The sequence below is a fragment of the Mesorhizobium sp. C264A genome, from assembly GCF_040324515.1.
Taxonomy (GTDB): Bacteria; Pseudomonadota; Alphaproteobacteria; order Rhizobiales; family Rhizobiaceae; genus Mesorhizobium.
In genome coordinates this window covers 266,208-289,945 of sequence record NZ_JAMYVY010000001.1, presented here as the reverse complement: position 1 = coordinate 289,945, position 23,738 = coordinate 266,208, and the positions used below count along the sequence as shown (strand labels likewise).

Here is a 23,738-nt window from a genome sequence, read left to right as displayed (position 1 = left end):
CCGGAGCTGGGGAGACACATGCAAGAGGATGAAGAGATCGATCTGCGCTGCCCGCAAGTGGTGGCCGACAATGCCGCCAAGGGGTTGAGGCTGCGCAAGCAGTTCGGCCGTGGCGGCACCGAGATCGGCGTCGCGCGGGCGACGGAACTCAAGAACCGCGAAAAGCTGGCGCCATCCACCATCCGCCGCATGGTCAGCTACTTCGCCCGCCACGAGGTCGACAAGCGCGGCAAGAATTACGGCAATGAAGACAATCCTTCGGCCGGCCATATCGCCTGGCTGTTGTGGGGCGGCGACGAGGGCCGCGCCTGGGCGATTGAGCTCAAAAAGAAGATCGGCAATGCGCCCGATATCTGAGGGCGACCGTAAAACGACTGGCGGGCCCCAAACCCCCGCCTGGGACCCGCCAAGGAGCGGCTGAACACATGCCGGTGCAGCCCCTCCACATCTGCCAGTCGTCGATCCGCCATCGGTCGAAAGGCATGGATGGTGAGGTAGCATCCGGTTGCGGCGGCCAATGTGAAGCAGTTCACAATCCGGAGGTTTTCAACAGCGCTCGAGCAATTCCAGGGTAGTGTGCTGAGAGTTCTGCAAATTCGCTGAGAGGGGGCGGTCATGGCAGGCTGGTGATTGTTCACGTCACCTGATTCCCGCGAAGGAACGCCACCATGACCAAGACTGAAGTTAAGACCGCCAGCGCTGCCGTCAAAGACATTTTGCTTTCGAACCCGGATGGATTGCACGAAGTGCTCCGTGCGGTGATACAGGAGGTGCTTGAGGCCGAGATGGACGAGGCGCTGGGTGCCTCGAAGAGCGAGCGCACGCCCGAACGGCTTGGCTATCGCTCGGGCTATTACGGCCGTACCCTTGTGACGCGGGTCGGCAAGCTCGAGCTGCGGGTTCCGCAGGACCGGGCCGGGCGCTTCTCCACCGAGCTGTTCGAGCGCTACCAGCGTTCCGAGCGGGCCTTGGTGGCGACACTGGCGGAGATGTATGTGCAGGGCGTGTCGACCCGCAAGGTGAAGGCGATCACGGAAGAACTGTGCGGCCATGCCTTCTCGGCCTCGTCGATCTCGGCCATCAACAAGCGGCTGGACGAGAGCCTCGCTGCCTTTGCCAGGCGCCCCCTTCAAGAGCCGTTTCCTTACCTCATCCTCGATGCGCGCTACGAGAAGGTGCGTGAAGCCGGTGTTGTCATGAGCCAGGCGGTGCTGATCGCGGTCGGTATCGACTGGGACGGAAGGCGCCAGATCCTGGCCGTGGAGATGGCCAATCGCGAGAGCCGCTCGGCCTGGAGGGACTTCCTCGTCGGCCTCAAGGCGCGCGGCCTCAAGGGCGTCGAGTTGGTTGTGTCCGACGATCACGCCGGCCTGGTGGCAGCGATCGGCGAGGTGATCCCCGAAGCCGCCTGGCAACGCTGCTACGTGCACTTCCTCAGGAACGCGCTCGATCATCTGCCGAGGAAGCACGGCGACGACTGCCTGCAGGAATTGCGCTGGCTCTACGACCGGCGCGATCTCGCAGAGGCCAGGGCTGATCTTGCCGCATGGCTTGCCAAATGGTCGGCACGCTATCCGCGCCTGACAGGCTGGGCCGAGGATGCCATCGAACAAACCCTGACCTTCTTCAGGCTGCCGAGACAGCACCACAAGCATCTCAAATCCACCAACATGCTGGAGCGGCTCAACGAGGAAATCCGCCGGCGCACCTATGTCGTGCGCATCTTCCCCAACACCGAAAGCTGCCTGCGCCTGGTCAGGGCGTTGGCCGTCGAGACCAATGAAAACTGGATGGAGGCCAACCGATACATCAACATGGACGACCTGCGCGAGCACAAGAAGCTCGCTCTGCGCCAAGCCGCATGACCAGCATCATGGCCGCCCCATTTTGCAGAACTTGACGCACACAACCAATTCCAGGAAAGGTGGGAACCGGTTTTCCCGGGAAAAGCGCGTAGCGTTTTCCCCAGGGAATTGCGGCAAGAAAAAAGCCCTTACCCTTCCCAGGCGACAGGCATCATTCCCAGCCGCTCGTAGAGCCGGAGCGCGGCGGCGTTCTCGACCGTGTTGGTCTTGAGGTCGACATGGGCCGCGCCTCGATCGCGAAAGGCGTTGAAGGCCTGCCACATCAGCGCTTCGCCAATTCCTTTGCCGCGCGCTCCGGGATGGACCGCGAGGTCCTTGACGAAGGCCCTCGTCCAGCACAGCGCTGCCGCCGCCAGCCGTCCCTTGGCGTCGATGACCAGGAAACACAGCGCCGGGTCGAATTCGGCATCGCTGGATATGCGCGGCCACCATTCGTCGAACGGGCCGTCGGTGCCGTCGTCGAACACCTCGGTCAAAAGCGCGTGCAGGGGCTGCGCGTCACCATGTTGGAAGCAGCGCATGGCAAAGCCGTCCGGCCAGTGCGGCGCAACGAGCGTCTCGTCGAGGGTTTTGCGCAGCCGGATGTCGTTTGGAGCCGGCGGGCGCGGTTCAGGCATCGCGCTCAGGCGTCGGGCTGCAGCCGGCGGCGCTTGCGGTCGACACCGAGGCCGGTCGCCTCGAGCAGGCCTTTGCGCTTGGCGTCGAAATAATAGCCGGTCTGGTAGAGCCAATCGGCCTTCTTGGCGTTGCCACCCGCCACCAGCCAGGCGCCACGCAGATATTTGACCGCGTATTTCAGATTGGTTTCGGCGTCGAACAAGCCCTTGGCCGGCCCGTCATAGCCCATGCCGCGCGCCGTCGCGTGCTTGATCTGCATCAGCCCCCAATGGCCGTTATTGTAAGCCTTGGGATTGTAGGTGCTTTCGCGGTTGACGACGTGGCGCACCAGATCGACCGGCACCTCGTAGAGAGCAGCGTATTTCTGGATCAGCCGGTCGACGTCGCCGCGCATGCCGGTCGCATGCTCTTCTTCCGGGAGACCGAGCGGCGCGGCGGGGAACTGGCCCAGGGAAGCCGGGTTCTGCGGCACGACATAGGCTACCTGCTGCACGCCGGGCATGGCGTTCTGGCCGCCCTTGGCGGTCGCCGGCATGACAAGGCTGGCGGTCGTATATTGCGCCGCGACCGGCTGTCCGGCCTTGGCGGGCGCAGGCGCCTGCCAAGCATTGGCGGCCATCACCGCAGGCACGGCCGGGGCCGTGGGCGTCGCGCCGGCAAAGGCCGCGGTCGCGGCAACCGGCTGCGCAGCGGCATCGAGCGCTGGCGTGGCCGGCGTCGCTTCGGCCGACTGAACGGGTGTTATGCCCGAGGATTGCGGCAGCACCGAAACCGTATCGGGCAGCGGCACGGTAAAGCCGGCATCGCTGCCGGCAGCGGTCGCGGTTTCGGTCAGCGCAGGCGTGGCCTTCATCTGCGAGGTCGATTGGCAGCCGCTGAGGGCAGCTGCGCCGACGATCACAGAGATCGCGAAAAGGTTGAATTTTGCTGGCAAGCCGCGCGGGTCCGATTTGTCGGTTGTTAAGAAGTCCTTACACCAGCGATTCCTGGTGGGCAATCGGGACTATCTGGTGGTTTTCGGGTGGCGAGAGCCGGGCTCAGATGCCATATTGTTCTGCATATGTACCGGTCGGTATCCCGGTTTTCGCCGCTTTGCGGAAAGGAGCGCATCATGGAAACGGCATCTTCGATCACAGCCGGCCACGCAGTGTTAGAAACAGTGATCGGCTTCATGGGCATCGCCTGGAGCGAAAAGGGCCTGATCCGGCTCTGCCTGCCCGAAAGGAGCCGCGAAGCAGTGGAGCGCCGGCTGATGCGGCATGCCGGTGTTGCCGCCAATACGACTGCGAACATTGGGCAGCCGCAATGGGTGGTCGAGCTGATCGCCTCGATCAAGGCGTATGCGTCAGGCGAGGACGTCGATTTCTCCGGCGTGCCGGTCGATCTCGACGGCGTCGACGACTTCCGTCTCGCCATCTACGACGCGGCGCGGAAACTGCATTACGGCGAAACCACCACCTATGGCGAACTGGCCAAGCGCGCCGGCCAAGCCGGCCTGCCGCGCGAAACCGGGGCAGCGCTGGGCGCCAACCCGGTGCCGCTGGTCATCCCCTGCCATCGGATACTAGCCGCGGGCGGCAAGATCGGCGGCTTCTCGGCGCCCGGCGGCTCGGCCACCAAGGAAAAGATGCTGGCCATGGAAGGCGTGCGCGTCGGCCCGCCGCCGGCGGCGCAGGTCTCGTTCGGGTTCTAAGAGCTTGAATGGTATGCCGGCTGGGTATGTTGAGATTCAGGTCAGGCCGCACCGAGAACTATGGTCTTCGAGAACCGGAGCGGAGCGTACTTAATTTACGTGGGCGCCGGAAGCGCAGAAGACCGGCCTCACTTGAATATCAATATGCCCTAATGACGGCGCAGGAAGCGGCGATGAAAATGGTCGTTCTCGATCCGCTTGCAGAGATAGACCGGGCAGGATTCGGTGTCGGCGCTCGGTACATAGGCGCGCTTTCTGACCTCGCCGACATTGCAGAATTGCTGGCTCTGCACATAGCGGTCGAAGAGCGGCAGCCCCGGCACGCGCCTGGACTGATAGCGCAGGATGACCGCGCCCTGGCGGGCGATCGTGCCTTGCACCCTGTCGCAGCTCATACGAGTGGGGTCGTAGCGCGAGATCGCCTGCGCCTCGGCGGCCGCCAGCGTCAGGCAGGCGGCAAGCAGAATGGTTTTCACAACCGTTTTCATGACAGTCTCCCAAAACCGGACTAACGCCGTCGGGCGTCCCGATCTTCCCGATTGCTCGACGCTTTCATGCGATTGGGGCGGCCTTTGGGCGGCGCCACCGCAACGCCATTTTTCGAGCCATCTTGTTTTTGGTGCGAAACCCGCCTATATCAGCTCCATTGATATTTCGGCCGATCGATCCGGGCCTCGCGATCTTCGCGTTTGCTGACGTCTATCTCCAAAATCTCGATACAAACCGGCTGAACCTCGGTTCGGTCAAACCAAAGCAAATGCGAGGACTATTCATATGGCAACTGGTACGGTCAAGTGGTTCAATGCCACCAAGGGCTTCGGCTTCATTCAGCCTGATTCGGGCGGTGCGGACGTTTTCGTTCACATCTCCGCTGTCGAGCGCGCTGGACTGTCGACCCTGGTCGAAGGCCAGAAAATCAACTTCGAGATCGAGCAGGACCGCCGCACAGGCAAGTCGTCCGCTGGTTCTCTGAGCAAGGCAGCCTGATTTTGCGATAGCGCGCGCCGGACGAGAGTTCGGGGCGCGCGGCAAGTCACGGATGTACTGACGGTCGCGCGAGAAGCGCGCTGGAGCAGAAAGACCCGACAAGCTGGATCAGCAGATAGCTGCCGGCCCGGACTTAAAGCTCCGATCAGGCTACCGAAAATGGGAAGGCGGGATTTATCCCGCCTTTTTGTTTGTCTGGAATTGGACGATGGCCATGCTAGTTTCGCCCCATGACCAAGCTCGAACAGAAAGATCCATCGCAGCCCTGAACACCAAAGAACTAAAGGCCTTTACCAAATGGTTCGCAGCGTATCAGGCAGAGGTGTGGGATATGCAGATCGAGGCGGACGCCAAGGCTGGCCGGCTGGATAAGTTTGCCGAGCAGGCTTTGGCTGAACTTCACGCGGGCCGAGTTCGCCCTCTTTGAATGCGCGCTACGGCCGAAGGCCGCAAGCCCAACCGGGCATCGCGCCCGTTGGCGTCCGGTCCGGAACGAGCCGCGAGGCGGCGGCAAGCGCGAGCACAAATCAGCGCCGCAGATGCAGCGGCACCACCTTGTTGTCGGCGCCAAGCAGCGCCTCGATCGACAGCGGCTCCCGGTTGAAGATCGTGCCGGCCAGCGCCGGGCGGCCGAGATGGAACCCCTGTAGCAGGTCGACGCCGCCATCCAGCGCGACGCGCAGATGCACGGATTGCTCGATGCCTTCCACCAGCACCTTGGCGCCGCGATCGTGCAGCGACGAGACGAGCGGCCGGAAGAAGCGCTCGGCGGCAGCGTGGCGGCAGAATTCGGCGAACCAGCCGCCGTCGATCTTCACGATATCCGGTTGAAGCAGGCTCATCCGCTCCGCGGTCGAGTGGCCGGTGCCGAAATCGTCGATGGCGATGCGGATGCCGTGGCGCCGCATCTCGCGCACCAGCGGGGCCAGCACATTATCGTCGGCCGCCTGTTCGGTGATCTCGCAGACCAGCATGGCGGCATGCAGGTCGAGATCGCCGAGATGCCGCGTCATCAGCCGGATCTCGGCCAGCGCCCGCCCGAGATGATCGTTGATCATCGGGTTGTAATTGAAGAACAGGTCGAGCCCGTCGACGCCGATGTTGCGGAAGTTTTTCAGATGCAGCATCCGGCACATCGTCTCGACAAACAGGCGGTCGCCCGGCGCAACACTGTCGAAGAACATGGCCGGTGCAACCGGCATGGAAGCGCGCTGCGGTTCGATCAGCGCCTCGACGGCAACCGCGGCCAACGCGCCGCCGCGTGGCGCAAAGATCGGCTGGTAGGCGCTCTTCAGCCGGAACGCGCCGTAGACGCCGTATTCGATGCCGACCTCGTCGGCAAAGATCGCTTCGCCGATATCGCGACGCCTCTCGCGCTGCCCGGTCATGGCCCGGTCCTGCGCCCGAACACCCTGCCCGGCCGCGCCGGAGGCGCTGCAGTCGGGCCGGCAGGCGTCTTGCCAGGCTCGGCCGCCGCGACAGATGGCTGCCCATCCTTGCCGAAAGCGCGAAAGCTGGTCGGCGCCAGTTCCGGCTTCGCCAGCACGAAGCCCTGCACCATCGATGCGCCGGATTTCTCGGCCAATTGAAGCTGCCAGCCTTCCTCGATGCCTTCGAACACCGTGCGGATGCCCTGTAGTTCGAAGTTCGTCACCATGGCAGTCAAGAGGGCAAAGCCGGCGCCGGATTCCATGAGCTGCGTGATCCAGTGCGCATCGAATTTGACGATGTCGGGCTTGAGCTCCTTGATGCGGTTGATGTCGGATTCATCGGCGCCGTAATCGTCGACGGCAATGCGAAAGCCATTGGCCCGCAGCGCCTCGACAAAGCTGTAGAGCGTTTCCTGCGACGCCGACTTCTGCTCGGTCACCTCGCACACGATGCGGCGCGGATCGATCCCGGCTTCGTGCAGCACCAGCCGCATGTCGCGCAACGCGTTGTCGGCGATGGAGCGCTCGGTAAACACCGACGGATCGAAATTGACGAAGATCGAAGCCTCTTGCGGCAGGCAGGCGCCGGCATTGAGCAAATGCAGCGTGCGCGTCAGCGCCTCGATGTGCAGGCGGTCGCCGGCCGGACAGGTGCGGAAGAAGTTCATCGGCGATTGCGGCTCGCCGACACGAAACGGCCGGATCAGCCCCTCGAATGCTGCGATCGAGAGCTTGCCCTCCTTGAAGGCGAAGATCGGCTGAAAGGCGCTCTGCAGCGTGTACGGACCCCAGACACCTGAAGCGGTGCCGTCATCGTGACGGATGATGTGGGCAAGCCCGGTACTGCGCGACAAGGGTTCCTCGCTCCGCGAGACAGGCGAAATGGCTGGCGATCCTGCCGTCAAAGGTTTTAGCGGCCGTTGATGAATTTATTCTTGCCGGGGATAAGCGTCGATTGCAGAGCCCGCAACGCAGACTGAAACCGTCATGCACGCGCTCCAAAAAGGCGATCTTCACAGGTCCTTGACCCCTGGCTCATCCGACAATGCTTGCACTTGCCGGGTCGATGCGACATGAGAAGCGCCGCAGCTGTTTGCGGTTGCGCCGACCCCTCTGGAGATATCTGGTCATGGCCTTTCTTGCCGACGCCCTTGCCCGCGTAAAGCCTTCCGCCACCATCGCGGTGACGCAGAAAGCCCGCGAGCTGAAAAATGCCGGCCGCGACATTATCGGCCTCGGCGCCGGCGAACCGGATTTCGACACGCCCGACAACATCAAGAATGCGGCGATCGAGGCGATCCGCCGCGGCGAGACCAAATACCCGCCGGTTTCGGGCATCGCGCCGCTGCGCGAGGCGATCGCGAAAAAATTCAAACGCGAGAACAATCTCGACTACAAGCCCGAGCAGACCATTGTCGGCACCGGCGGCAAGCAGATCCTGTTCAACGCCTTCATGGCGACGCTGAACCCAGGCGACGAGGTCATCATCCCCCGCCCCTATTGGGTCAGCTATCCCGAAATGGTGGCGATCTGCGGCGGCACCTCGGTGTTCGCCGATACTTCGATCGACAATGGTTTCAAGCTCACTCCCGCCGTGCTGGAAAAGGCGATCACGCCGAAGACCAAATGGCTGTTGATGAACTCGCCGTCGAACCCGTCCGGCGCCGCATACACGGAAGCCGAGCTGCGCGCGCTGGCCGACGTGCTCTTGAAGCATCCGCATGTCTGGACACTGACCGACGACATGTACGAGCACCTGACCTATGGCGACTTCGTCTTCAGGACGATCGCCGAGGTCGAGCCGAAACTCTACGAGCGCACGCTGACCATGAACGGCGTCTCGAAAGCCTACGCCATGACCGGCTGGCGCATCGGCTACGCCGCGGGTCCCGTCCAGCTGATCAAGGCGATGGACATGATCCAGGGCCAGCAGACCTCGGGCGCCTGCACCATCGCGCAATGGGCCTCGGTCGAGGCGCTCAACGGCCCGCAGGATTTCGTCGCCAGGAACAAGGCGATCTTTCAGGGCCGTCGCGACCTCGTCGTGTCGATGCTCAACCAGGCGCGCGGCATAACCTGCCCGTCGCCGGAAGGCGCCTTCTATGTCTACCCGTCCTGCGCCCAGCTGATTGGCAAGAAGACCAAGGCCGGCAAGATAATCGACACAGACGAGACTTTCTGCTCCGAATTGCTCGAAGGCGAGGGTGTCGCGGTGGTGTTCGGCTCGGCCTTCGGCCTCGGCCCCAACTTCCGTATCTCCTACGCCACGTCGGAGAGCCTGCTGGAGGAAGCCTGCACGCGCATCCAGCGATTCACTGCATCGCTGACCTGAACTGGCGGCACCGAGACATGAAACCCGGCTTCGAGCCGGGTTTTTGTCAGGAGCAGACCTCAGCCGCCATACTGCTCGCTGGTGACCGCTTCCATCCAATCTGCGTGGACGCCGTCCAGCGCTTCCTGCATGGCGACGTGGGTCATTGTCGTCTTTGGACCCGCGCCGTGCCAGTGCTTCTCGCCCGGCTCGAACGAGATCACGTCGCCCGCCTTGATCTGCTGGATCGGCCCGCCCCATGTCTGCGCAAGGCCGGCGCCCGACGTGACATAGACCGTTTGGCCGAGCGGATGCGTGTGCCAGTGGGTACGCGCGCCAGGCTCGAAGCTGACCAGCGTGGCCCGCAGCCGCGCCGGCGCTTCCTTCTCGATGATGGGCGTCTGCAGCACGCGGCCAGTGAAATACTTCTCCGGTGCGATGATGGTCGGCACGCTGCCGCAGGCAATGATCTTCATCTCTGGTGACCCCTAAGTTTGGCAGAACCTACCCTGCCCCGGTGCCGGCTACCACCCCAGCCGGGGCCAGAACAGGCCGGCACGTACGCGATAGTCCGCGTAGGCTCCGGCCAGCGGCGTGCGCGAAAATTTCTTCTCTTCGTCCAGCGCCGCAAACACATAGAGGATAGCGATTCCGGCGACCGGCACCACCGCCCAGATCGACCAGGTCGCGATCCCCCACCCGATCCAGAAGACGATGTAGGACGTATAGAAGGGGTGGCGGACATGGCCGTAGGGGCCGTCGGTCAGCAGGCTGTGCGGATCGTCGGGTGCGAAGGCGAAGCGCAATCGCGCCTTGCGCGACGTGACAATCGCCCACCAGAACAGGGCAGAGCTCGCCAGTTCGACGGCAAGTCCGGTGAGCTTTGCCGAACCCGGCTGCGATTGGATCCAAAGGATGGCGAGAAAGAACAGCGCCGTGGCGATGACCGCCGCCGAAATCACCATGGCGCCTGGAGACATCGCCTGCGATTGGAAATGCGCCCGCATCGACCAGACATATTGGCCAAGCGTCGCGATGCTGCAGATCGAGACAAGAAGATCGAGGACTGGTTCCATTGTCGGGATTCCGCGGGTTGCGATGGAGCCGGCGGTCACGCCGATGGTGGATTTCTAGAAATCGATTCTTAACCACATGTTTAAAGAACATATAGAGCCAGCGATGCGATGTTGGCGGTCAGGCAAATCTCAAGGTCTAATCCAGCATGAGCATCACTCACCGCACCATCCGCACGCCGCAGGCCGACTTGCGCCTCAGCCAGTCGTCTGGGTCCGGCATGCCCATCGTCATGATCCATGGCTCGGGCAGTTCGCGCGCCGTGTTTGCCCGTCAGTTCGACAGCCCGCTTGCCGATGCCCATCGGCTGATCGCCTTCGACCTTCCCGGCCATGGCGAGTCCTCCGATGCCCGCGACCCCGCGACCGCCTATACGATTACCGGCCTTGCCCAGACCTCAGCCCGGCTTCTCGACGCTTTGGGCATCAGCCAAGCGATCATCTTCGGCTGGTCGCTCGGCGGCCATGTGGCGGTCGAACTTGCCAGCTTCCACCATGCGGTGAACGGCCTGGTGCTGACCGGAGCGCCGCCGGTGTCGAGGGGGCCGTTCGGTATGCTGCGCGGCTTTCACGCAAACTGGGACATGCTGCTGGCCTCCAAGAAGGTCTACTCCGAACGCGACATCGAGCGCTTCGAGGCGCTTTGCTTCGGCGATACCGCAAGTCCGTCTTTCCGCGAAGCCATAAGGCGCACCGACGGCAGGCTTCGCGCCGGCGTGGCGCGCAGCATGTTTGCCGGCAAGGGCGCCGACCAGAAACAGGTGGTCGAGCACGCCCCGTTCCCGGTTGCGGTGATCAATGGCGAGCATGATCCGCTGGTGCGGCTGAGTTACTTCGAGACGGTGGCCTACAGCTCGCTGTGGGAACAATGCCATGTCATATCAGGCGCCGGCCATGCACCGTTCTGGGAACGCCCAGACCTGTTTAACCCGCTGTTGTCGCGCTACGCCGAGACGGTGGTAAAGCAAAGCGCAGCCAGGCCGGCGCGCCGCACCCAGGCCCGCTGAAATCTACCGACGGTTCTGACCCCGGCTCTCGCTCCGTCCGTCTGGCGGCGGCGCGATTTCTATTTTCCTTGCCCTGCCGGCTAACCCGTGGGACGATGGGTTGGGCAGGTGGCTAAATGAAAACAACCCCGCCCGCGACGGTCGAACAGGCCGGCCGCCGCTCACGACAGGGTGCGATCGGCGCAAAACCGTTTCCACTTTTGCTGATCGCACTCCAAGGGCAACGCCTGAGTGGAGGTCAGCCATGGGTACTCGCGCCGGAGGACGACGCACGGGACCGAAATGCATTGCCATAGTCGGTCCCTTTGCAAGCGGTAAGACGACACTTCTCGAAGCCATCCTCGCCCGTACGGGCGCCATCCCCCGCCAAAATCCCGTTTCATCGGGAAGCACCGTTTCCGATCATTCGCCCGAGGCGCGGGCGCACGCCATGAGCGTCGAGGCGACCTTTGCCACCACCGAATTCATGGGCGAGCAGATCACCTTCGTCGACTGTCCCGGATCGATCGAATTCTCCTTCGAGGCCGAGCCGGTGCTGGGAGCCTGCGATCTCGCGGTGGTCGTCGCCGAGGCCGACGAGAAGAAGATCCCAGCCTTGCAGCTCATCATGCGCAAGCTCGACGATCTCGGCGTGCCGCGCATCCTGTTCCTCAACAAGGTCGACAAGGCAATCGCCGGCGTACGCGATACGCTGAAGATGCTGCAGCCGACGAGCGCGGCGCCGCTGTTGCTGCGCCAGATTCCGCTGCGCAAGGACAATGTGGTGATCGGTTCGATCGACCTGGCGCTGGAGCGCGCCTACATCTACCGCGAATATGCCGAAAGCCAGGTTGCCGAAATTCCAACTGACGACAAGGCGCGCGAACTGGAGGCTCGCTTCTCCATGCTGGAGACGCTTGCCGACCATGACGACCAGTTGATGGAGCAGTTGCTGGAGGAGATCGAGCCGCCGAAAGACGCGGTCTTCGACGATCTGTCCGCCGACCTGCGCGCCGGCGCCATAACGCCGGTGCTGATCGGCACCGCCGAAAAGGGCAACGGCGTGCTGCGCCTTTTGAAGGCGATCCGCCATGACGCACCGGATGTCGAGGCGACGCGCAAACGGCTCGGCGTCCCCGATGGCAATCACACCGTGGTCCAGGTGATGAAGACCATCCACACCGCGCATGGCGGCAAGCTGTCCGTGTCGCGCGTGCTCTCCGGCCAGATCGCCGATGCCGCCGAACTCTATTTGTCGAATGGCGAGACGGCGAAGGTCTCCGGCATCTACAAGATGCTCGGAAAGGACCAGTCCAAGCTCACCGCTGCCAAGGCCGGCGACACGGTGGCGTTGGGCAAGCTGGACGAGGTCAAGACCGGCCAGACGTTGAGCTCCACGAAGGGCGGTATCAAGCCGCTGGTCACGCTGACGCCGCCGCAGCCGGTCTTTGCCTTTGCCCTGCGGCCGAAGGAGCGCAAGGACGAGGTCAAAATGTCGGCGGCCATCCAGCGCCTGGCCGAGGAAGATCCCTCGCTCACCTTGCGCCACAATCAGGACTCGGCCGAGACCGTGCTGTCCGGCCATGGCGAGATGCATCTGCGGGTCGTGCGCGAGCGGCTGGAAGGCAAGAATCAGATTCCGGTCGAAGGCCATGCGCCTGCCGTCCCCTATCGCGAGACGATCCGAAAGACGGTGCAGCAGCGCGGCCGCCACAAGAAGCAGTCCGGCGGCCACGGCCAGTTCGGCGATGTGGTGATCGAGATCAAGCCGCTGCCGCGCGGCTCCGGCTTTCAGTTCTCGGACACCATCACCGGCGGCGTCGTGCCCAAGACCTACATCCAGTCGGTCGAAACCGGCGTGCGCGATTATCTGAAATCCGGCCCGCTCGGCTTCCCTGTGGTCGATGTCGCCGTCAACCTCTCCGACGGCTCCTACCACGCCGTCGATTCCTCCGACATGGCTTTCCAGATGGCGGCCAAGCTGGCCATGAAGGAAGGCATGGCGGCCTGCTCGCCGGTGCTGCTCGAGCCGGTCATGAAGGTCGAGATCGTCACGCCGTCCGAAGCCACTTCGAAGATCATCGCGCTGATCCCGCAACGGCGCGGTCAGATCCTTGGCTACGACGCGCGGCCTGACTGGCCGGGATGGGATGTCGTGGAGGCGACCATGCCGCAGGCCGAGATCGGCGACCTGATCATCGAACTGCGCTCGGCGACCTCCGGCGTCGCCAGCTATCGTTGCGCCTTCGATCACATGGCCGAGCTGACCGGACGGTTGGCCGACGAGGCGATGAACGCCAACGGCAAGGCTGCCTGACAGGCCGAAGGATGATCCGCACAAAAAACGGCGCCCGGATGATCCGGACGCCGCTCTTATTGCGGACCGTCTTCTTGGGAGGAAAACGGCAGGTCCGCCGCACGTATCCGCCGCGCCATACGGCACTGGCAGACGAATAGGTTCGGACGCGGTAGCCGCCTGAGCCCGGATCTTCCGAGTGATGCCCCCATCTCCCGGTCGAACCACACCGCGTCCTATGATCTGCTTAAACGATGAATCGCGCCTGCGGCATGTTACCTGAGGTTACATGTCACTGTTACGCGGCGATTTTGCTCGATTTTTCGCTGGCTACGGCAGGCCCGGAAACAAAAAAGCCGGATCAATGAAGATCCGGCTGAGTTTGATTGGAAGTGCCTGTTAAGGCTAACCTCCAGAGGGGAACACTCGAGGGCGCTAATGGGAGGAGAACGCGCCCAGGAGATGATCTATATATGTGCTGTTCATGCCCAAGAAACAAGCATCTATTTTGCAACACACGCATGCAAAAAGGTACAGGCTGTGGTCTAACCCATGTCTAGGGGCCATAGGACCACGAAAAGTTGCCAAATGAATGGCGCGACCGTGCTGTTGCCTTCGCAGAACCGCAAGTCGGGCTGATTCTCGCGCTCGCGGGCAAAAAGCCGAATGACGTTGAATCGGGCAACAGGCGTTTATTTTTGCGGCAGCGGGATGGGAAGGGTCGGCCGGAAGAAGGGAGACCTGACATGCGGACACCCCAGGCGATCGCCGGCAGCGCGGTCTTCTTCATCGCCGCACCTTGTGTCGTTGCCGGGCTGGTGCCCTGGCTGCTCACGGACCGCTACCGTCTGCCGCTGTCGACGGTGCCCGGCTTCGTGCCGGCCGGCTCCATCCTGATTGTCGCGGCCATCGCCCTGCTCGTCCATTCCTTTGCCCGCTTCGCGCTCGAAGGCCTCGGCACGCCGGCGCCTGTCGCGCCCACCGAGAGACTGGTGATCGGCGGCGTGTACCGCCATGTCCGCAACCCGATGTATGTCGCAGTACTGTCGATCATCCTGGGCCAGGCGTTGCTGTTTTCAAGCTGGAGCGTCGCTGCCTATGCCGCCATCGGCGCGATCGTCATGGGCTCTTTCGTCAGGTTCTATGAGGAACCGACTCTCGCCCGCCGCTACGGTGGCGAATACGAGACCTACCGCCGCAATGTTCCCGGCTGGCTGCCACGGCTGACGCCGTGGCGGGGGTGACCAGCACCTCCCAAGGCCATGTTTAAAATGACCAGCTGCGCGCTTTGGCGATGATGAAGTCGCGGAAGACGTGCAGCTTGGCCTGGTTCTTCATTGCATCGGGATAGGCGAAATAGGTGTCGAAGGACGGCACCTCGGTCTCCGGCAAAAGCTGCACCAAATCCGATTCCTTGGAGATCACGTAGTCGGGCAGCATGGCGATGCCGGCGCCGCCCTGCACGGCGCGCTTGATCGACAAGATGTCGTTGATCTGCAGCGTCGGCACCCTTTGCCCACCGTCGAAATCGCCGATCGTTTCCAGCCAGTTCAGCTCCGACAGATGCGACGGCACCGGCACGCCGAAAGTGACGATGCGATGGTTCTTCAGATCGGCGACCGAGGTCGGCTTTCCGTGCTTGCCGACATAGGACGGCGAGGCATAGAGGTGGAAATGCACGGTGAACAGGCGGCGCTGGATAAGGTCGGGCTGCTGCGGCTGGCGCAGCCGTATCGCGCAGTCGGCCTGGCGCATGGTGAGGTCGAGTTCCTCATTGGCCAGGATCAGCTGCAGGCTGATTTCGGGATAGAGCTCGATGAACTCCTGCACCCGTTCGGTCAGCCAACCGGCGCCAAGCCCGACTGTCGTCGTCACCCTGAGCACGCCTGAGGGACGGTCCTTTGCCTCGGTCAGCTTCGACTTGATGGTCTCCAGCTTCATCAGCACGTCATGCGCCGTGCGGAACAGCATTTCGCCCTGCTCGGTCAGCACCAGGCCGCGGGCATGGCGATTGAAAAGCGGCACCCCGACGTCATGCTCGAGCGCGCTGACCTGGCGTGAAATCGCCGATTGCGACAGGTGCAAAGTCTCGGCGGCATGGGTAAACGACCCAGCCTCCGCCGCTGCGTGAAACACGCGAAGCTTGTCCCAGTCCAACGCCATTGAGTTCCCCTCGTTCTGTTTTTGGCGTCTGAATGAAAAATCAGGCTTTTGAACGGCTTGCGACGCCGTCTTGATAGATTTTATTCCGCCGCTTCGCGGTGCACCTCGATGCCGGCCAGGTATTTTTCCGCCTCGAGCGCGGCCATGCAGCCGAGCCCGGCGGCGGTCACCGCCTGACGGTAGATATCGTCGGTCACGTCACCGGCGGCGAACACGCCGGGCACATCGGTGCGGGTCGAATTCGGCGCCGTCCACAGATAGCCGTTCGGCTTCTGCTTCAGCTTGCCGACAAACAATTCCACCGCCGGCGCATGGCCGATCGCCACGAACACGCCGTCCACCTGGAGATGGCTGACCTCGCCGGTCACCGCATTTCTGAGCTTCAGCCCTTCGACCGAAGGCGGCAGCGGCGTCTTGCCGGGCCGGCCGGTGATCTCGTCGACGATCGTGTCCCAGATGACTCGGACATTGTCCTTTTTCAGCAGCCGCTCACGCAGGATGCGCTCGGCGCGGAAATCGTTGCGCCGGTGGATGACGGTCACGCTCTTCGCCAGATTGGAGAGATAGAGCGCCTCCTCCACCGCCGAATTGCCGCCGCCGACGACAGCGACATCCTTGCCGCGATAGAAGAAGCCATCGCAGGTGGCGCAGGCCGACACGCCGAAGCCCATGAAGGTTTGTTCGGTGGGGATGCCCAGCCACTTCGCCTGCGCGCCGGTGGCAATGATCAGCGCATCGGCCGTGTAGGTGGTGCCGGAATCGCCCTTGGCGCGGAACGGCCGCACATTGAGGTCAACCTCGGTGATGATGTCGTTGACGATGTCAGTGCCGACATGCTCGGCCTGCTTCAGCATCTGCTCCATCAGCCACGGGCCCTGGATCGGATCGGCGAAGCCGGGATAGTTTTCGACATCGGTGGTGATCATCAGCTGGCCGCCCTGCTGCAGGCCGGCGACGAGCATCGGCTTGAGCATGGCGCGCGCGGCGTAGACCGCCGCCGTATAGCCGGCCGGGCCGGAACCGATGATGAGGACAGGCGCGTGCTTGGTGGTCATCTAAAGCCTCTGCGGGGCAGACAATCGAGTGTGCCTTGGAAAAAGACGTGAAACGGTGCTGGTAATGTAAGGGTTGCCAACCACGCCAGCAAGACGAACAGGCCGTCGTCCCCGGAAAGCTTCGGCCCACAGGCTTATTCGCGCAATGGCCGCTTTCGTTACGGTCGCAAAATCGCCCGACCAAGGGCTGGCATCGCCACAAAAGTCGTTTAATGACGAGATCGCGAAAGATTCTTGCGCTTAAGCTGAGACAGCCATGCCCCTGAAAGCCGACCTCGACGCCATCGACTGGAAGATTCTGCGTGAGCTTCAGGCCGATGGGCGCATGACCAATGTCGAACTGTCGAGCCGCGTCGGCATTTCCGCGCCGCCCTGCCTGCGCCGCATCCGGCGGCTGGAGGAAAGCGGCATCATCAGAGGCTATCGCGCCTTGCTCAACGCGCCGGCGCTCGGCATGGATGTCGTCGCCTTCTGCCTGATCGGCCTGCATCACCAAGCCGACGCGGAGCTCAAAGCTTTCGCCGAGCGCACGCGCGGCTGGCCGATCGTGCGCGACGCCTGGATGGTCTCGGGCGAATCCGACTTCCTGCTGCATTGCGTGGCGAGCGACCTCGGCACGTTCCAGACCTTCGTCATCGAAGAACTGGCCTCGGCGCCCAATGTCGACACGGTGCGCACCGCGCTGACCATCCGCCGCGTCAAGGACGAAGGGCTGGTGGCGTTCAGCGCCCCATGATCGTCCTAGATTCGGGTGAGCGACTCGATAGCCCCCAAAAGCCCTACCAGATCATCGGGGTTGCGCAGCGGCAGAACCTCGAAGCCCGGCTCATTACTTCCCTCGCCATCCACCAGCCAGCCGCGCGGCAGGCCGGCACGTTGTCCGGCCTGCATATCCGCGGGATTGTCGCCGACGATCAGCGAGCGTTTGAGATCGAGGCCGAGGCGCTGCTGGGCCTCGAGCAGCATGCCCGGATTGGGCTTGCGCATCGGGTGGTCGGCGACCGCCAGTGAACCGCTGCCCGCCTCGTGGTAGGCGCAGGCCAGAACCATGTCGACGAAGGCATCGCCGGCGGCAAGCAGCTTGAGAACCCGGCCGTTGACCGCGGCAAATTCCTTCCAGCCGAAATAGCCGCGCGCGATGCCGGACTGGTTGGTGACGATGACCACCGGGATGTTGCCCCGGTTGGCCGCCGCGATGACCGGCACGATGCCGTCGCGCAGCACCATTTTGGCGGGATCGTCGGGATAACCCGTATCGACATTGATGGTGCCGTCGCGGTCGAAGAACAGCGCCGGCGTCCCAGCGAGAAAGGACTGCAAACCCACCCGCTCGACCCACAGGCCGGGTTCAGCCAGCGGGTATGGGCCGTAGGCCCCGGTGTCAGCCATTCGACAGACGGTCTTCCACCACCTCGCAGAGATAGTGGTAGAGGCAGAGATGTCCCTGCTGGATGATCGGCGTCGAGGTCGAGGGCACGTTGAGCAGGATGTCGGTGAGCGGCTTGAGTTTGCCGCCGCCGTCGCCGGTGAGGCTGACCACCGTCATGCCCATCATGCGCGCCTGTTCGGCGGCAGCCAGAATGCTCGGCGAATTGCCGCTGGTCGAGATCGCCAGAAGCACGCCGCCGGCCGCACCATGCGCTTCGACCTGGCGCGAAAACACGGTGTCGAAGCCATAGTCATTGCCCCAGGCGGTCAGCATGCCCGCGTTGGCCGGCAGCGCAATCACATTGTAGGCCTTGCGCTCCTTAAGGAAGCGGCCGACCAGTTCGGTGGCAATGTGGATGGCGTCGCTGGCCGAGCCGCCATTGCCGCAGACCAGCAGCGCCTTGCCCGAGGAAAGCGCGGCGACGACCGCACTCACAGCACGTTCCATCTCGGCGGTCAGGTCACGCTCGACTGTCGCGGTGATCGCGGCCGCCGAGCGGACCAGATAGTCATTCAGTCCGGACATGAAATCCCTCAGTTGGTACCGCCGCCGGCGCGCAATTTGCCGATCGTGCCGGTGGTGCTCTTGCCGGCGACAAGGTCGACCAGGACGACGCGCCCGCCCGCCTTCTGCACCACGTCGGCGCCGACAACGGTTTCGACCGTGTAGTCGGCGCCCTTGACCAGAATGTCGGGCAGAAGCGCCTCGATCAGCGCCAGCGGCGTATCCTCTTCGAACACCACGACCGCATCGACCGAGGCCAGGGCGGCGAGCACGCAGGCACGATCATGCTGATCGTTGACCGGGCGCCCGGCGCCTTTCAGCCGACGCACCGAGGCATCGCTGTTGAGGCCGAGCACCAGCCGGTCGCACTGGCTGCGCGCCGCGTGGAGAAGACTGACATGGCCGGCATGCAATATATCGAAGCAGCCATTGGTGAAGCCGACGCTCAGGCCCTCGTCCTTCCACGCCGCCACCATGCGCGCGGCCGATGCGGCATCGAGGATGGCGTCCTTATGGGCGGTGGGGCCGTGCGAGCGGAACAGCGCGCCGGTGAGTTCCTCCACGGTCAGCCGCGCGGTGCCGCGTTTGCCCACCACCACACCGCCGGCGGCATTGGCGATGGAGGCGGCCATGACGCGATCGGCGCCCGCGGCCAGAGCCAGCGCGAAGCTCGCGATTACCGTATCGCCGGCGCCCGAAACGTCGAACACTTCGCGCGCCTGGGTGGCGATGTGGCGCGCCTCATCCGCGCCGACGACGCTCATGCCCTTTTCGCTGCGGGTGGCGACGACGAAGTCGAAGCCATGTGCCGAAATCAGCTGGCGTGCCGCCGCGACGATCTCGTCGTCGGCGAAAACCGGGCGACCGACAGCTTCGCCAAGCTCCTTGCGGTTGGGCGTGATGGCGGTCGCGCCGGCATAGCGCGCATAGTCGCGGCCCTTGGGATCGACCAGCACCGGTTTTCCCGCCTCGCGGCAGATGGCGATCAGGTCGGCGGCGACGCCGTCGAGCAAGATGCCCTTGCCATAGTCGGACAGAATGACGATGTCGGCGCGCGTGAGTGCCGCGCGAAAATGCCGGACCAGGTCCGCCCGTTCCTTGTCGTCGAGCGGCTTGATCTCTTCCTCATCGAAGCGCAGCACCTGCTGATTGAGCGCGCTGAAGCGGCTCTTCGACGACGTCATGCGGCCGCGCTCCTGCCCTAGGCCCGCCGTGTCGGCGCCGAGTTCGCCAAGCATCCGCACCAGATTGTCGCCGGCCACATCGGTGCCGATCACCGATATGGGAATAGCGCTGGCACCCAGCGAGACGATGTTGGCGACAACGTTGCCTGCGCCGCCCATCGTCGAGGTCTCGCCGCGCCCGTGCAGCACCGGGATCGGCGCTTCCGGCGAGATGCGCTCGATGACGCCGTTGACGAAACGGTCGAGAATGAAGTCGCCGACCACCAGCACGGCAACGTCGCCAAAGCGGGCAATGGCGCGGTGCAAAGGTTCGGGCGAAGGCGGATTGTGCTTGATCATGTCACTGGCAATGCGAGGGAAAGGCCGATCTCAATCACCCTGAAAATTGTCAATTTACGGGCCGGATCGTTCATGGCGAAGCCGATATACCGCAAATCCGCGCAGCGCAACGTCAGGGCGGCCGTCAGCTCTTCTGCAGCGCGACGTGGACGCCCAGTCCGACCAGCACCGCCCCGCCCGCCCGCTGCATGATCCGCTGCGCACGGCTGGAGCGCTTCAGCCGGGCGATCACCATGCCTGCCAGCAACACGCAGACAATATCTGCCGAAGAGAACATTAAATTGACGATGGTGCCCAGCACGACGAATTGCAGCCACACCGGGAACCCCGTCGAGGCATCGATGAACTGTGGCAGGAACGCCATGAAGAAGATCGCCGTCTTCGGATTGAGCACTTCGACGGTGATGCTCTCGAAAAATGCGCGGCGCGCCGATTTGCGCTCGATCGCCGGCAGCGCCCTGTCACCGTCCCCGCGCTTGCGGAACAAGGACACGCCAAGCCAGATCAGATAGAGCGCGCCGATGAGCTTGACCGCCATGTAGAGCGGCGGCACCGCATGGAAGAGCACCGACAGCCCAGCGGCAGCCGCAAAGACATGGAAATAACCGCCAAGATGGATGCCAAGTGCCGCCGTCAGCCCCGACCAGCGCCCGCGCGCCATGGTCTGCGCGGCGGCATAGAGCATGGCCGGTCCTGGAATATAGGCAAAGATCGCCGTGGTGGCGAAAAACGCAATGAGCAGTTCGGTCGACGGCATTTTTTGTCCCCTAGCTTGCGGGCCTCGAATAAAGCGGGCGCTTCGCGGTCTCACTATGGCGTCGTGGTGCTTCATCGACAGCCCGGCTGCCCTCCCTTATAAGGACCGGAATCGCAAGCAACCAGAGGCCTTCATGATCATCGTCACGGGCGGGGCCGGCATGATCGGCTCCAACATCGTCGCCGCACTCAATGCCGAAGGCCATGATGACATCCTCGTCGTCGACGACCTCACCGACGGCCACAAGATCGCCAACCTGGCCGATTTGCAGATAGCCGACTATCTCGACAAGGACGAATTCTTGGCCACCTTGGAAGCCGGCGACCTAGGCCGCGTCGAGGCCGTCTTCCACCAGGGCGCCTGCTCGACCACCACGGAATGGAACGGCAAGTTCATGATGGACGTGAACTACGCGTTCTCAAAGCGCTTGCTGCATGGCTGTCTTTCGCTGCGCATACCGTTCCTCTATGCCTCCTCGGCTTCCGTCTACGGCGGCGGTTCGGAGTTTCGCGAGGACCCCGCACTTGAGCGGCCGCTCAACGTCTACGCCTATTCGAAGAAACTATTCGACGACTATGTCAGGCGCACTGTGTTCGACACCGATCATTCGCAGGTCGCCGGCCTGCGCTACTTCAACGTCTATGGCCCGCGCGAGGCGCACAAGGGCGCCATGGCCTCGGTCGCCTTCCATCTGTTCAATCAGGTCGGGCGCGGCGAAAACCCAAAGCTGTTCGGCGCCCATGACGGCTTCGGGCCTGGCGAACAGAGCCGCGACTTCATTCATGTCGGCGATGTCGCCGACGTCAATCTGTGGCTGTGGAAGCGCGGCTCGAGCGGCATCTTCAACTGCGGCACCGGCCGCGCCCAGCCGTTCCGCGCCATTGCCGAGACCGTGATCGATACGCTGGGCAAGGGCGAGATCGAGTTCATCGAATTCCCCGATCACCTCAAGGGCAGCTATCAGAGTTTTACCCAGGCTGATATGTCCCGCTTGCGCGCAGCCGGCTATAATGGGCAATTCCGCAGCGTGGAAACCGGCGTCAGAGACTATGTCGAATGGCTGAAAGCCCAACGATCCTCGTGATCGGCCCACGCTGGGTGGGCGATATGGTCATGGCGCAGTGCCTGTTTTCGGCGTTGAAGGAGCTCCATCCCAACGCCGCCATCGACGTGCTTGCCCCGGCCTGGGCGGCCCCGCTGGTCAAGCGCATGCCCGAGATTCGCCAGCAGATCGATTTCCCGCTGCAACCCGGTGCGCTCGAATTCATCATTCGCCGCCGCTTCGGCCGCCTGCTGCGCGGCCGCTACGACATGGCCTACGTCCTGCCGGGCAGCTGGAAATCGGCGCTGATCCCGTTCTTTGCCCGCATCCCCCGCCGCTTCGGCAATCTCCGGGAAATGCGCTACGGCCTGCTGACCGACATCGTGCCGCTGCCCGATGCCCTCAAACGGCGCACTGCGCAGGCCTATTTTGGCCTCGCCCAAGGCGGACATTTCCGGCCGCCGCGGCTCACCGTCGACGCCGGCAATCAGAAAGAGCTGCTCGCTCGCTTCGCAGTGCAGCCGGGAAAATTCGTCGCCATGATGCCCGGCGCCGAATTCGGTCCGGCCAAACGCTGGCCTAGCGAAAGCTATGCCGGCCTCGCCGGAGAGATGATGGCGAAAGGATTCAAGGTCGCGTTGTTCGGCTCGAAGAACGATCGCGACGTCACCGCCGAGATCGCAGCACTCGCGCCCGGTGTCGTCGATCTGGCAGGAAAGACACGGCTGGAGGACGCCATCGACCTGATAGCCGCGGCCAGGCTGGCGGTGTCCAACGACAGCGGGCTGATGCATGTCGCGGCCGCCGTCGGCACGCCGGTCGTTGCCGTCTACGGTTCGACCTCGCCGGAAAACACGCCGCCGTTGGCTGAACAGCGCGAACTGATCTGGTTGCATCTGTCCTGTTCGCCCTGCCATCGGAAGATCTGTCCGCTCGGCCACCTCAACTGCCTGAAGACGCTGGACGTTGCCCGAGTGGCAGCGGCGGCGGACAGGTTGCTGGAACTCCCGGCCGCCGCATGAAGGTGTTGATCGTCAAGACCTCCTCGATGGGCGACGTCATCCACACCTTCCCCGCCGTCGAAGATGCACGCCGCAAGCGCCCCGATATCGCCTTCGACTGGTGCGTCGAAGAGGCCTTTGCCGGCATCGTCGCGCTGCATCCGGCGATAGCAAAGATCCATACCGTCGCCATCCGGCGCTGGCGCAAGCATCTGTTCAACGCCGGCACATGGCGGGAGGCGACAAGCTTGCGCCGCGCTCTGCAAGCAGGCGAGTACGACCTCGTCATCGATGCGCAGGGGCTGCTGAAATCGGCCCTGGTGGCGAAACAGGCAGCGGCACCAATCGCAGGTTTCGACCGCGCAAGCGCGCGGGAGCCCTCGGCAACGTTGTTTTACCAGCGCAAATACGCCGTGCCGCGCAACCTGCACGCCATCGAACGCACGCGCCGGCTGTTCGGGCTGGCGCTCGGCTACGAGCCCGATCTTTCGGCGCTCGCATCCGGGATTGTGCCGCCTCCCGGCGGCCTGGCCGGCATTGACGGCAAGACGGCCTTCCTGCTGCACGGCACCAGCCGCGAGGACAAGAAATGGCCCGCCGAAGACTGGATCGAAACGGCTCGCCTGCTGGTTGGTAGCGGAATGACGCCGGTCACCACCTGGTCGAACGAGCGTGAGAAGGCGGTGGCCAAGGCGATCTCGAAAGCCGTGCCGTCAACGATCGTGGTGCCGAGATCGCCGCTGGCAGACATTGCCGCGATCCTTGGCCGCTCGACGCTGGTTATCGGCGCCGACACCGGTCTGACCCACCTCGCCAGCGCCTTCGGCCTGCCGACGGTCGCGGTGTTCCTGGCGACCGAGCCGGGTTTGACCGGCCCGCGCGGGCAATATGCCTCAACGTTGCTGGCCGCAGCGGGGGAGCGCCTCATGCCGGCACAGGTGGTGCCGGAAGCAGAAAAGCTATTAGCCCTTAAGCTCCAAGCTTCGGCATAGGACCTTCCAGCAA

Annotated in this window: 26 protein-coding genes; 13 read left to right on the top strand and 13 right to left on the bottom strand. The window is 63.5% G+C overall.

Features of this window, described 5'->3' with window-relative positions:
• Positions 1-18 precede the first annotated feature (18 nt).
• Together NKL04_RS01510 and NKL04_RS01505 are read left to right on the top strand one after the other, a co-directional pair.
• Positions 19-357, top strand: coding sequence for a hypothetical protein (locus NKL04_RS01510; protein ID WP_023672415.1), 339 nt, complete (start codon positions 19-21; stop codon positions 355-357).
• Positions 358-668: 311 nt separating this feature from the next.
• Positions 669-1,865, top strand: coding sequence for an IS256 family transposase (locus tag NKL04_RS01505; protein ID WP_352581544.1), 1,197 nt, complete (start codon positions 669-671; stop codon positions 1,863-1,865).
• Positions 1,866-1,993: 128 nt separating this feature from the next.
• Here the strand turns inward: NKL04_RS01505 and NKL04_RS01500 are convergent, their stop codons facing one another.
• Positions 1,994-2,482: a GNAT family N-acetyltransferase gene (locus NKL04_RS01500; protein WP_023701626.1), complete on the bottom strand. Its 489-nt coding sequence runs from the start codon at positions 2,480-2,482 to the stop codon at positions 1,994-1,996.
• A gap of 5 nt (positions 2,483-2,487) precedes the next feature.
• Positions 2,488-3,417, bottom strand: a complete 930-nt coding sequence (locus NKL04_RS01495; protein ID WP_023701625.1) for a lytic transglycosylase domain-containing protein — start codon at positions 3,415-3,417, stop codon at positions 2,488-2,490.
• Positions 3,418-3,594: 177 nt separating this feature from the next.
• On the opposite strand from NKL04_RS01495, the gene NKL04_RS01490 reads away from it, so the two are divergent.
• Complete coding sequence (locus NKL04_RS01490) at positions 3,595-4,176, top strand: methylated-DNA--[protein]-cysteine S-methyltransferase (protein ID WP_023671959.1); 582 nt, start codon at positions 3,595-3,597, stop codon at positions 4,174-4,176.
• A 149-nt stretch (positions 4,177-4,325) separates the two neighbouring features.
• On the opposite strand, the gene NKL04_RS01485 is transcribed toward NKL04_RS01490, so the two are convergent.
• On the bottom strand, positions 4,326-4,652 hold the full coding sequence (locus NKL04_RS01485) for a hypothetical protein (protein ID WP_023689728.1): 327 nt from the start codon (positions 4,650-4,652) through the stop codon (positions 4,326-4,328).
• 298 nt (positions 4,653-4,950) lie between these two features.
• Here NKL04_RS01485 and NKL04_RS01480 point away from each other — a divergent pair, with 298 nt between their 5' ends.
• A complete protein-coding gene (locus NKL04_RS01480; protein ID WP_015316174.1) occupies positions 4,951-5,163 on the top strand; it encodes a cold-shock protein in 213 nt (70 codons plus the stop codon).
• 208 nt (positions 5,164-5,371) lie between these two features.
• Positions 5,372-5,590: a hypothetical protein gene (locus tag NKL04_RS01475; RefSeq protein WP_023701624.1), complete on the top strand. Its 219-nt coding sequence runs from the start codon at positions 5,372-5,374 to the stop codon at positions 5,588-5,590.
• A 100-nt stretch (positions 5,591-5,690) separates the two neighbouring features.
• Here NKL04_RS01475 and NKL04_RS01470 read toward each other — a convergent pair whose 3' ends face one another.
• Complete coding sequence (locus tag NKL04_RS01470; RefSeq protein ID WP_023689726.1) at positions 5,691-6,551, bottom strand: EAL domain-containing protein; 861 nt, start codon at positions 6,549-6,551, stop codon at positions 5,691-5,693.
• Entirely contained in the window at positions 6,548-7,447 is a 900-nt protein-coding gene (locus NKL04_RS01465; RefSeq protein WP_023701623.1) for an EAL domain-containing protein, read from the bottom strand. The genes NKL04_RS01470 and NKL04_RS01465 overlap by 4 nt, the downstream gene beginning before the upstream one ends.
• Positions 7,448-7,722: 275 nt before the next feature.
• Between NKL04_RS01465 and NKL04_RS01460 the strand changes: the two genes are divergently transcribed.
• The gene (locus NKL04_RS01460) at positions 7,723-8,925 is read left to right on the top strand and encodes a pyridoxal phosphate-dependent aminotransferase (RefSeq protein ID WP_023701622.1); all 1,203 of its coding nucleotides are present in this window, start codon (positions 7,723-7,725) and stop codon (positions 8,923-8,925) included.
• A gap of 59 nt (positions 8,926-8,984) precedes the next feature.
• Here the strand turns inward: NKL04_RS01460 and NKL04_RS01455 are convergent, their stop codons facing one another.
• Both NKL04_RS01455 and NKL04_RS01450 read right to left on the bottom strand, forming a co-directional pair.
• Entirely contained in the window at positions 8,985-9,380 is a 396-nt protein-coding gene (locus tag NKL04_RS01455) for a (R)-mandelonitrile lyase (RefSeq protein WP_023701621.1), read from the bottom strand.
• A 48-nt stretch (positions 9,381-9,428) separates the two neighbouring features.
• Positions 9,429-9,980, bottom strand: a complete 552-nt coding sequence (locus tag NKL04_RS01450) for a methyltransferase family protein (protein ID WP_023724921.1) — start codon at positions 9,978-9,980, stop codon at positions 9,429-9,431.
• Between the two features lie 146 nt (positions 9,981-10,126).
• On the opposite strand from NKL04_RS01450, the gene NKL04_RS01445 reads away from it, so the two are divergent.
• The 3 genes from NKL04_RS01445 (at position 10,127) to NKL04_RS01435 (ending at position 14,503) form a co-directional block, all read left to right on the top strand.
• The gene (locus NKL04_RS01445; protein WP_023701619.1) at positions 10,127-10,984 is read left to right on the top strand and encodes an alpha/beta fold hydrolase; all 858 of its coding nucleotides are present in this window, start codon (positions 10,127-10,129) and stop codon (positions 10,982-10,984) included.
• Positions 10,985-11,228: 244 nt separating this feature from the next.
• Entirely contained in the window at positions 11,229-13,280 is a 2,052-nt protein-coding gene (locus NKL04_RS01440; RefSeq protein WP_031209496.1) for an elongation factor G, read from the top strand.
• A gap of 725 nt (positions 13,281-14,005) precedes the next feature.
• Complete coding sequence (locus NKL04_RS01435; protein WP_023689721.1) at positions 14,006-14,503, top strand: methyltransferase family protein; 498 nt, start codon at positions 14,006-14,008, stop codon at positions 14,501-14,503.
• 22 nt (positions 14,504-14,525) lie between these two features.
• On the opposite strand, the gene NKL04_RS01430 is transcribed toward NKL04_RS01435, so the two are convergent.
• Together NKL04_RS01430 and trxB are read right to left on the bottom strand one after the other, a co-directional pair.
• Positions 14,526-15,422, bottom strand: a complete 897-nt coding sequence (locus NKL04_RS01430) for a LysR family transcriptional regulator (RefSeq protein ID WP_023671970.1) — start codon at positions 15,420-15,422, stop codon at positions 14,526-14,528.
• Positions 15,423-15,502: 80 nt separating this feature from the next.
• A complete protein-coding gene (trxB, locus tag NKL04_RS01425) occupies positions 15,503-16,477 on the bottom strand; it encodes a thioredoxin-disulfide reductase (protein WP_023701617.1) in 975 nt (324 codons plus the stop codon).
• Between the two features lie 256 nt (positions 16,478-16,733).
• Here trxB and NKL04_RS01420 point away from each other — a divergent pair, with 256 nt between their 5' ends.
• On the top strand, positions 16,734-17,213 hold the full coding sequence (locus NKL04_RS01420; RefSeq protein WP_023701616.1) for an Lrp/AsnC family transcriptional regulator: 480 nt from the start codon (positions 16,734-16,736) through the stop codon (positions 17,211-17,213).
• Between the two features lie 5 nt (positions 17,214-17,218).
• Here the strand turns inward: NKL04_RS01420 and NKL04_RS01415 are convergent, their stop codons facing one another.
• The 4 genes from NKL04_RS01415 to NKL04_RS01400 form a co-directional block, all read right to left on the bottom strand.
• A complete protein-coding gene (locus NKL04_RS01415; protein ID WP_023701615.1) occupies positions 17,219-17,866 on the bottom strand; it encodes a D-glycero-alpha-D-manno-heptose-1,7-bisphosphate 7-phosphatase in 648 nt (215 codons plus the stop codon).
• Positions 17,859-18,431: a D-sedoheptulose-7-phosphate isomerase gene (locus tag NKL04_RS01410; RefSeq protein WP_023701614.1), complete on the bottom strand. Its 573-nt coding sequence runs from the start codon at positions 18,429-18,431 to the stop codon at positions 17,859-17,861. Before NKL04_RS01410 ends, NKL04_RS01415 begins: the two co-directional genes overlap by 8 nt.
• A gap of 8 nt (positions 18,432-18,439) precedes the next feature.
• Entirely contained in the window at positions 18,440-19,933 is a 1,494-nt protein-coding gene (gene rfaE1, locus NKL04_RS01405) for a D-glycero-beta-D-manno-heptose-7-phosphate kinase (RefSeq protein WP_023701613.1), read from the bottom strand.
• A gap of 124 nt (positions 19,934-20,057) precedes the next feature.
• Positions 20,058-20,690: a LysE family translocator gene (locus NKL04_RS01400; protein WP_023701612.1), complete on the bottom strand. Its 633-nt coding sequence runs from the start codon at positions 20,688-20,690 to the stop codon at positions 20,058-20,060.
• A gap of 133 nt (positions 20,691-20,823) precedes the next feature.
• On the opposite strand from NKL04_RS01400, the gene rfaD reads away from it, so the two are divergent.
• The 3 genes from rfaD to waaC are packed head-to-tail and all read left to right on the top strand — an operon-like array spanning position 20,824 to position 23,725.
• Positions 20,824-21,774, top strand: a complete 951-nt coding sequence (gene rfaD, locus NKL04_RS01395; protein WP_023691545.1) for an ADP-glyceromanno-heptose 6-epimerase — start codon at positions 20,824-20,826, stop codon at positions 21,772-21,774.
• Positions 21,747-22,754, top strand: a complete 1,008-nt coding sequence (gene waaF / locus NKL04_RS01390) for a lipopolysaccharide heptosyltransferase II (protein ID WP_023711172.1) — start codon at positions 21,747-21,749, stop codon at positions 22,752-22,754. Before rfaD ends, waaF begins: the two co-directional genes overlap by 28 nt.
• Entirely contained in the window at positions 22,751-23,725 is a 975-nt protein-coding gene (gene waaC / locus NKL04_RS01385; protein ID WP_023683754.1) for a lipopolysaccharide heptosyltransferase I, read from the top strand. The genes waaF and waaC overlap by 4 nt, the downstream gene beginning before the upstream one ends.
• The last annotated feature ends 13 nt before the right edge of the window (positions 23,726-23,738 follow it).

Bases quoted from the DNA above. Each gene is read 5' to 3' on its own strand.
- NKL04_RS01505 (WP_352581544.1), top strand. From the start codon at position 669: ATGACCAAGACTGAAGTTAAGACCGCCAGCGCTGCCGTCAAAGACATT.
- NKL04_RS01400 (WP_023701612.1), bottom strand. From the start codon at position 20,690: ATGCCGTCGACCGAACTGCTCATTGCGTTTTTCGCCACCACGGCGATC.
- NKL04_RS01470 (WP_023689726.1), bottom strand. From the start codon at position 6,551: ATGACCGGGCAGCGCGAGAGGCGTCGCGATATCGGCGAAGCGATCTTT.
- NKL04_RS01490 (WP_023671959.1), top strand. From the start codon at position 3,595: ATGGAAACGGCATCTTCGATCACAGCCGGCCACGCAGTGTTAGAAACA.
- NKL04_RS01420 (WP_023701616.1), top strand. From the start codon at position 16,734: ATGCCCCTGAAAGCCGACCTCGACGCCATCGACTGGAAGATTCTGCGT.
- NKL04_RS01435 (WP_023689721.1), top strand. From the start codon at position 14,006: ATGCGGACACCCCAGGCGATCGCCGGCAGCGCGGTCTTCTTCATCGCC.
- NKL04_RS01410 (WP_023701614.1), bottom strand. From the start codon at position 18,431: ATGTCCGGACTGAATGACTATCTGGTCCGCTCGGCGGCCGCGATCACC.
- NKL04_RS01445 (WP_023701619.1), top strand. From the start codon at position 10,127: ATGAGCATCACTCACCGCACCATCCGCACGCCGCAGGCCGACTTGCGC.
- rfaE1 (WP_023701613.1), bottom strand. From the start codon at position 19,933: ATGATCAAGCACAATCCGCCTTCGCCCGAACCTTTGCACCGCGCCATT.
- waaC (WP_023683754.1), top strand. From the start codon at position 22,751: ATGAAGGTGTTGATCGTCAAGACCTCCTCGATGGGCGACGTCATCCAC.
- NKL04_RS01450 (WP_023724921.1), bottom strand. From the start codon at position 9,980: ATGGAACCAGTCCTCGATCTTCTTGTCTCGATCTGCAGCATCGCGACG.
- trxB (WP_023701617.1), bottom strand. From the start codon at position 16,477: ATGACCACCAAGCACGCGCCTGTCCTCATCATCGGTTCCGGCCCGGCC.
- NKL04_RS01455 (WP_023701621.1), bottom strand. From the start codon at position 9,380: ATGAAGATCATTGCCTGCGGCAGCGTGCCGACCATCATCGCACCGGAG.
- NKL04_RS01415 (WP_023701615.1), bottom strand. From the start codon at position 17,866: ATGGCTGACACCGGGGCCTACGGCCCATACCCGCTGGCTGAACCCGGC.
- NKL04_RS01440 (WP_031209496.1), top strand. From the start codon at position 11,229: ATGGGTACTCGCGCCGGAGGACGACGCACGGGACCGAAATGCATTGCC.
- rfaD (WP_023691545.1), top strand. From the start codon at position 20,824: ATGATCATCGTCACGGGCGGGGCCGGCATGATCGGCTCCAACATCGTC.
- NKL04_RS01460 (WP_023701622.1), top strand. From the start codon at position 7,723: ATGGCCTTTCTTGCCGACGCCCTTGCCCGCGTAAAGCCTTCCGCCACC.
- NKL04_RS01475 (WP_023701624.1), top strand. From the start codon at position 5,372: ATGGCCATGCTAGTTTCGCCCCATGACCAAGCTCGAACAGAAAGATCC.
- NKL04_RS01510 (WP_023672415.1), top strand. From the start codon at position 19: ATGCAAGAGGATGAAGAGATCGATCTGCGCTGCCCGCAAGTGGTGGCC.
- NKL04_RS01430 (WP_023671970.1), bottom strand. From the start codon at position 15,422: ATGGCGTTGGACTGGGACAAGCTTCGCGTGTTTCACGCAGCGGCGGAG.
- NKL04_RS01480 (WP_015316174.1), top strand. From the start codon at position 4,951: ATGGCAACTGGTACGGTCAAGTGGTTCAATGCCACCAAGGGCTTCGGC.
- NKL04_RS01500 (WP_023701626.1), bottom strand. From the start codon at position 2,482: ATGCCTGAACCGCGCCCGCCGGCTCCAAACGACATCCGGCTGCGCAAA.
- waaF (WP_023711172.1), top strand. From the start codon at position 21,747: ATGGCTGAAAGCCCAACGATCCTCGTGATCGGCCCACGCTGGGTGGGC.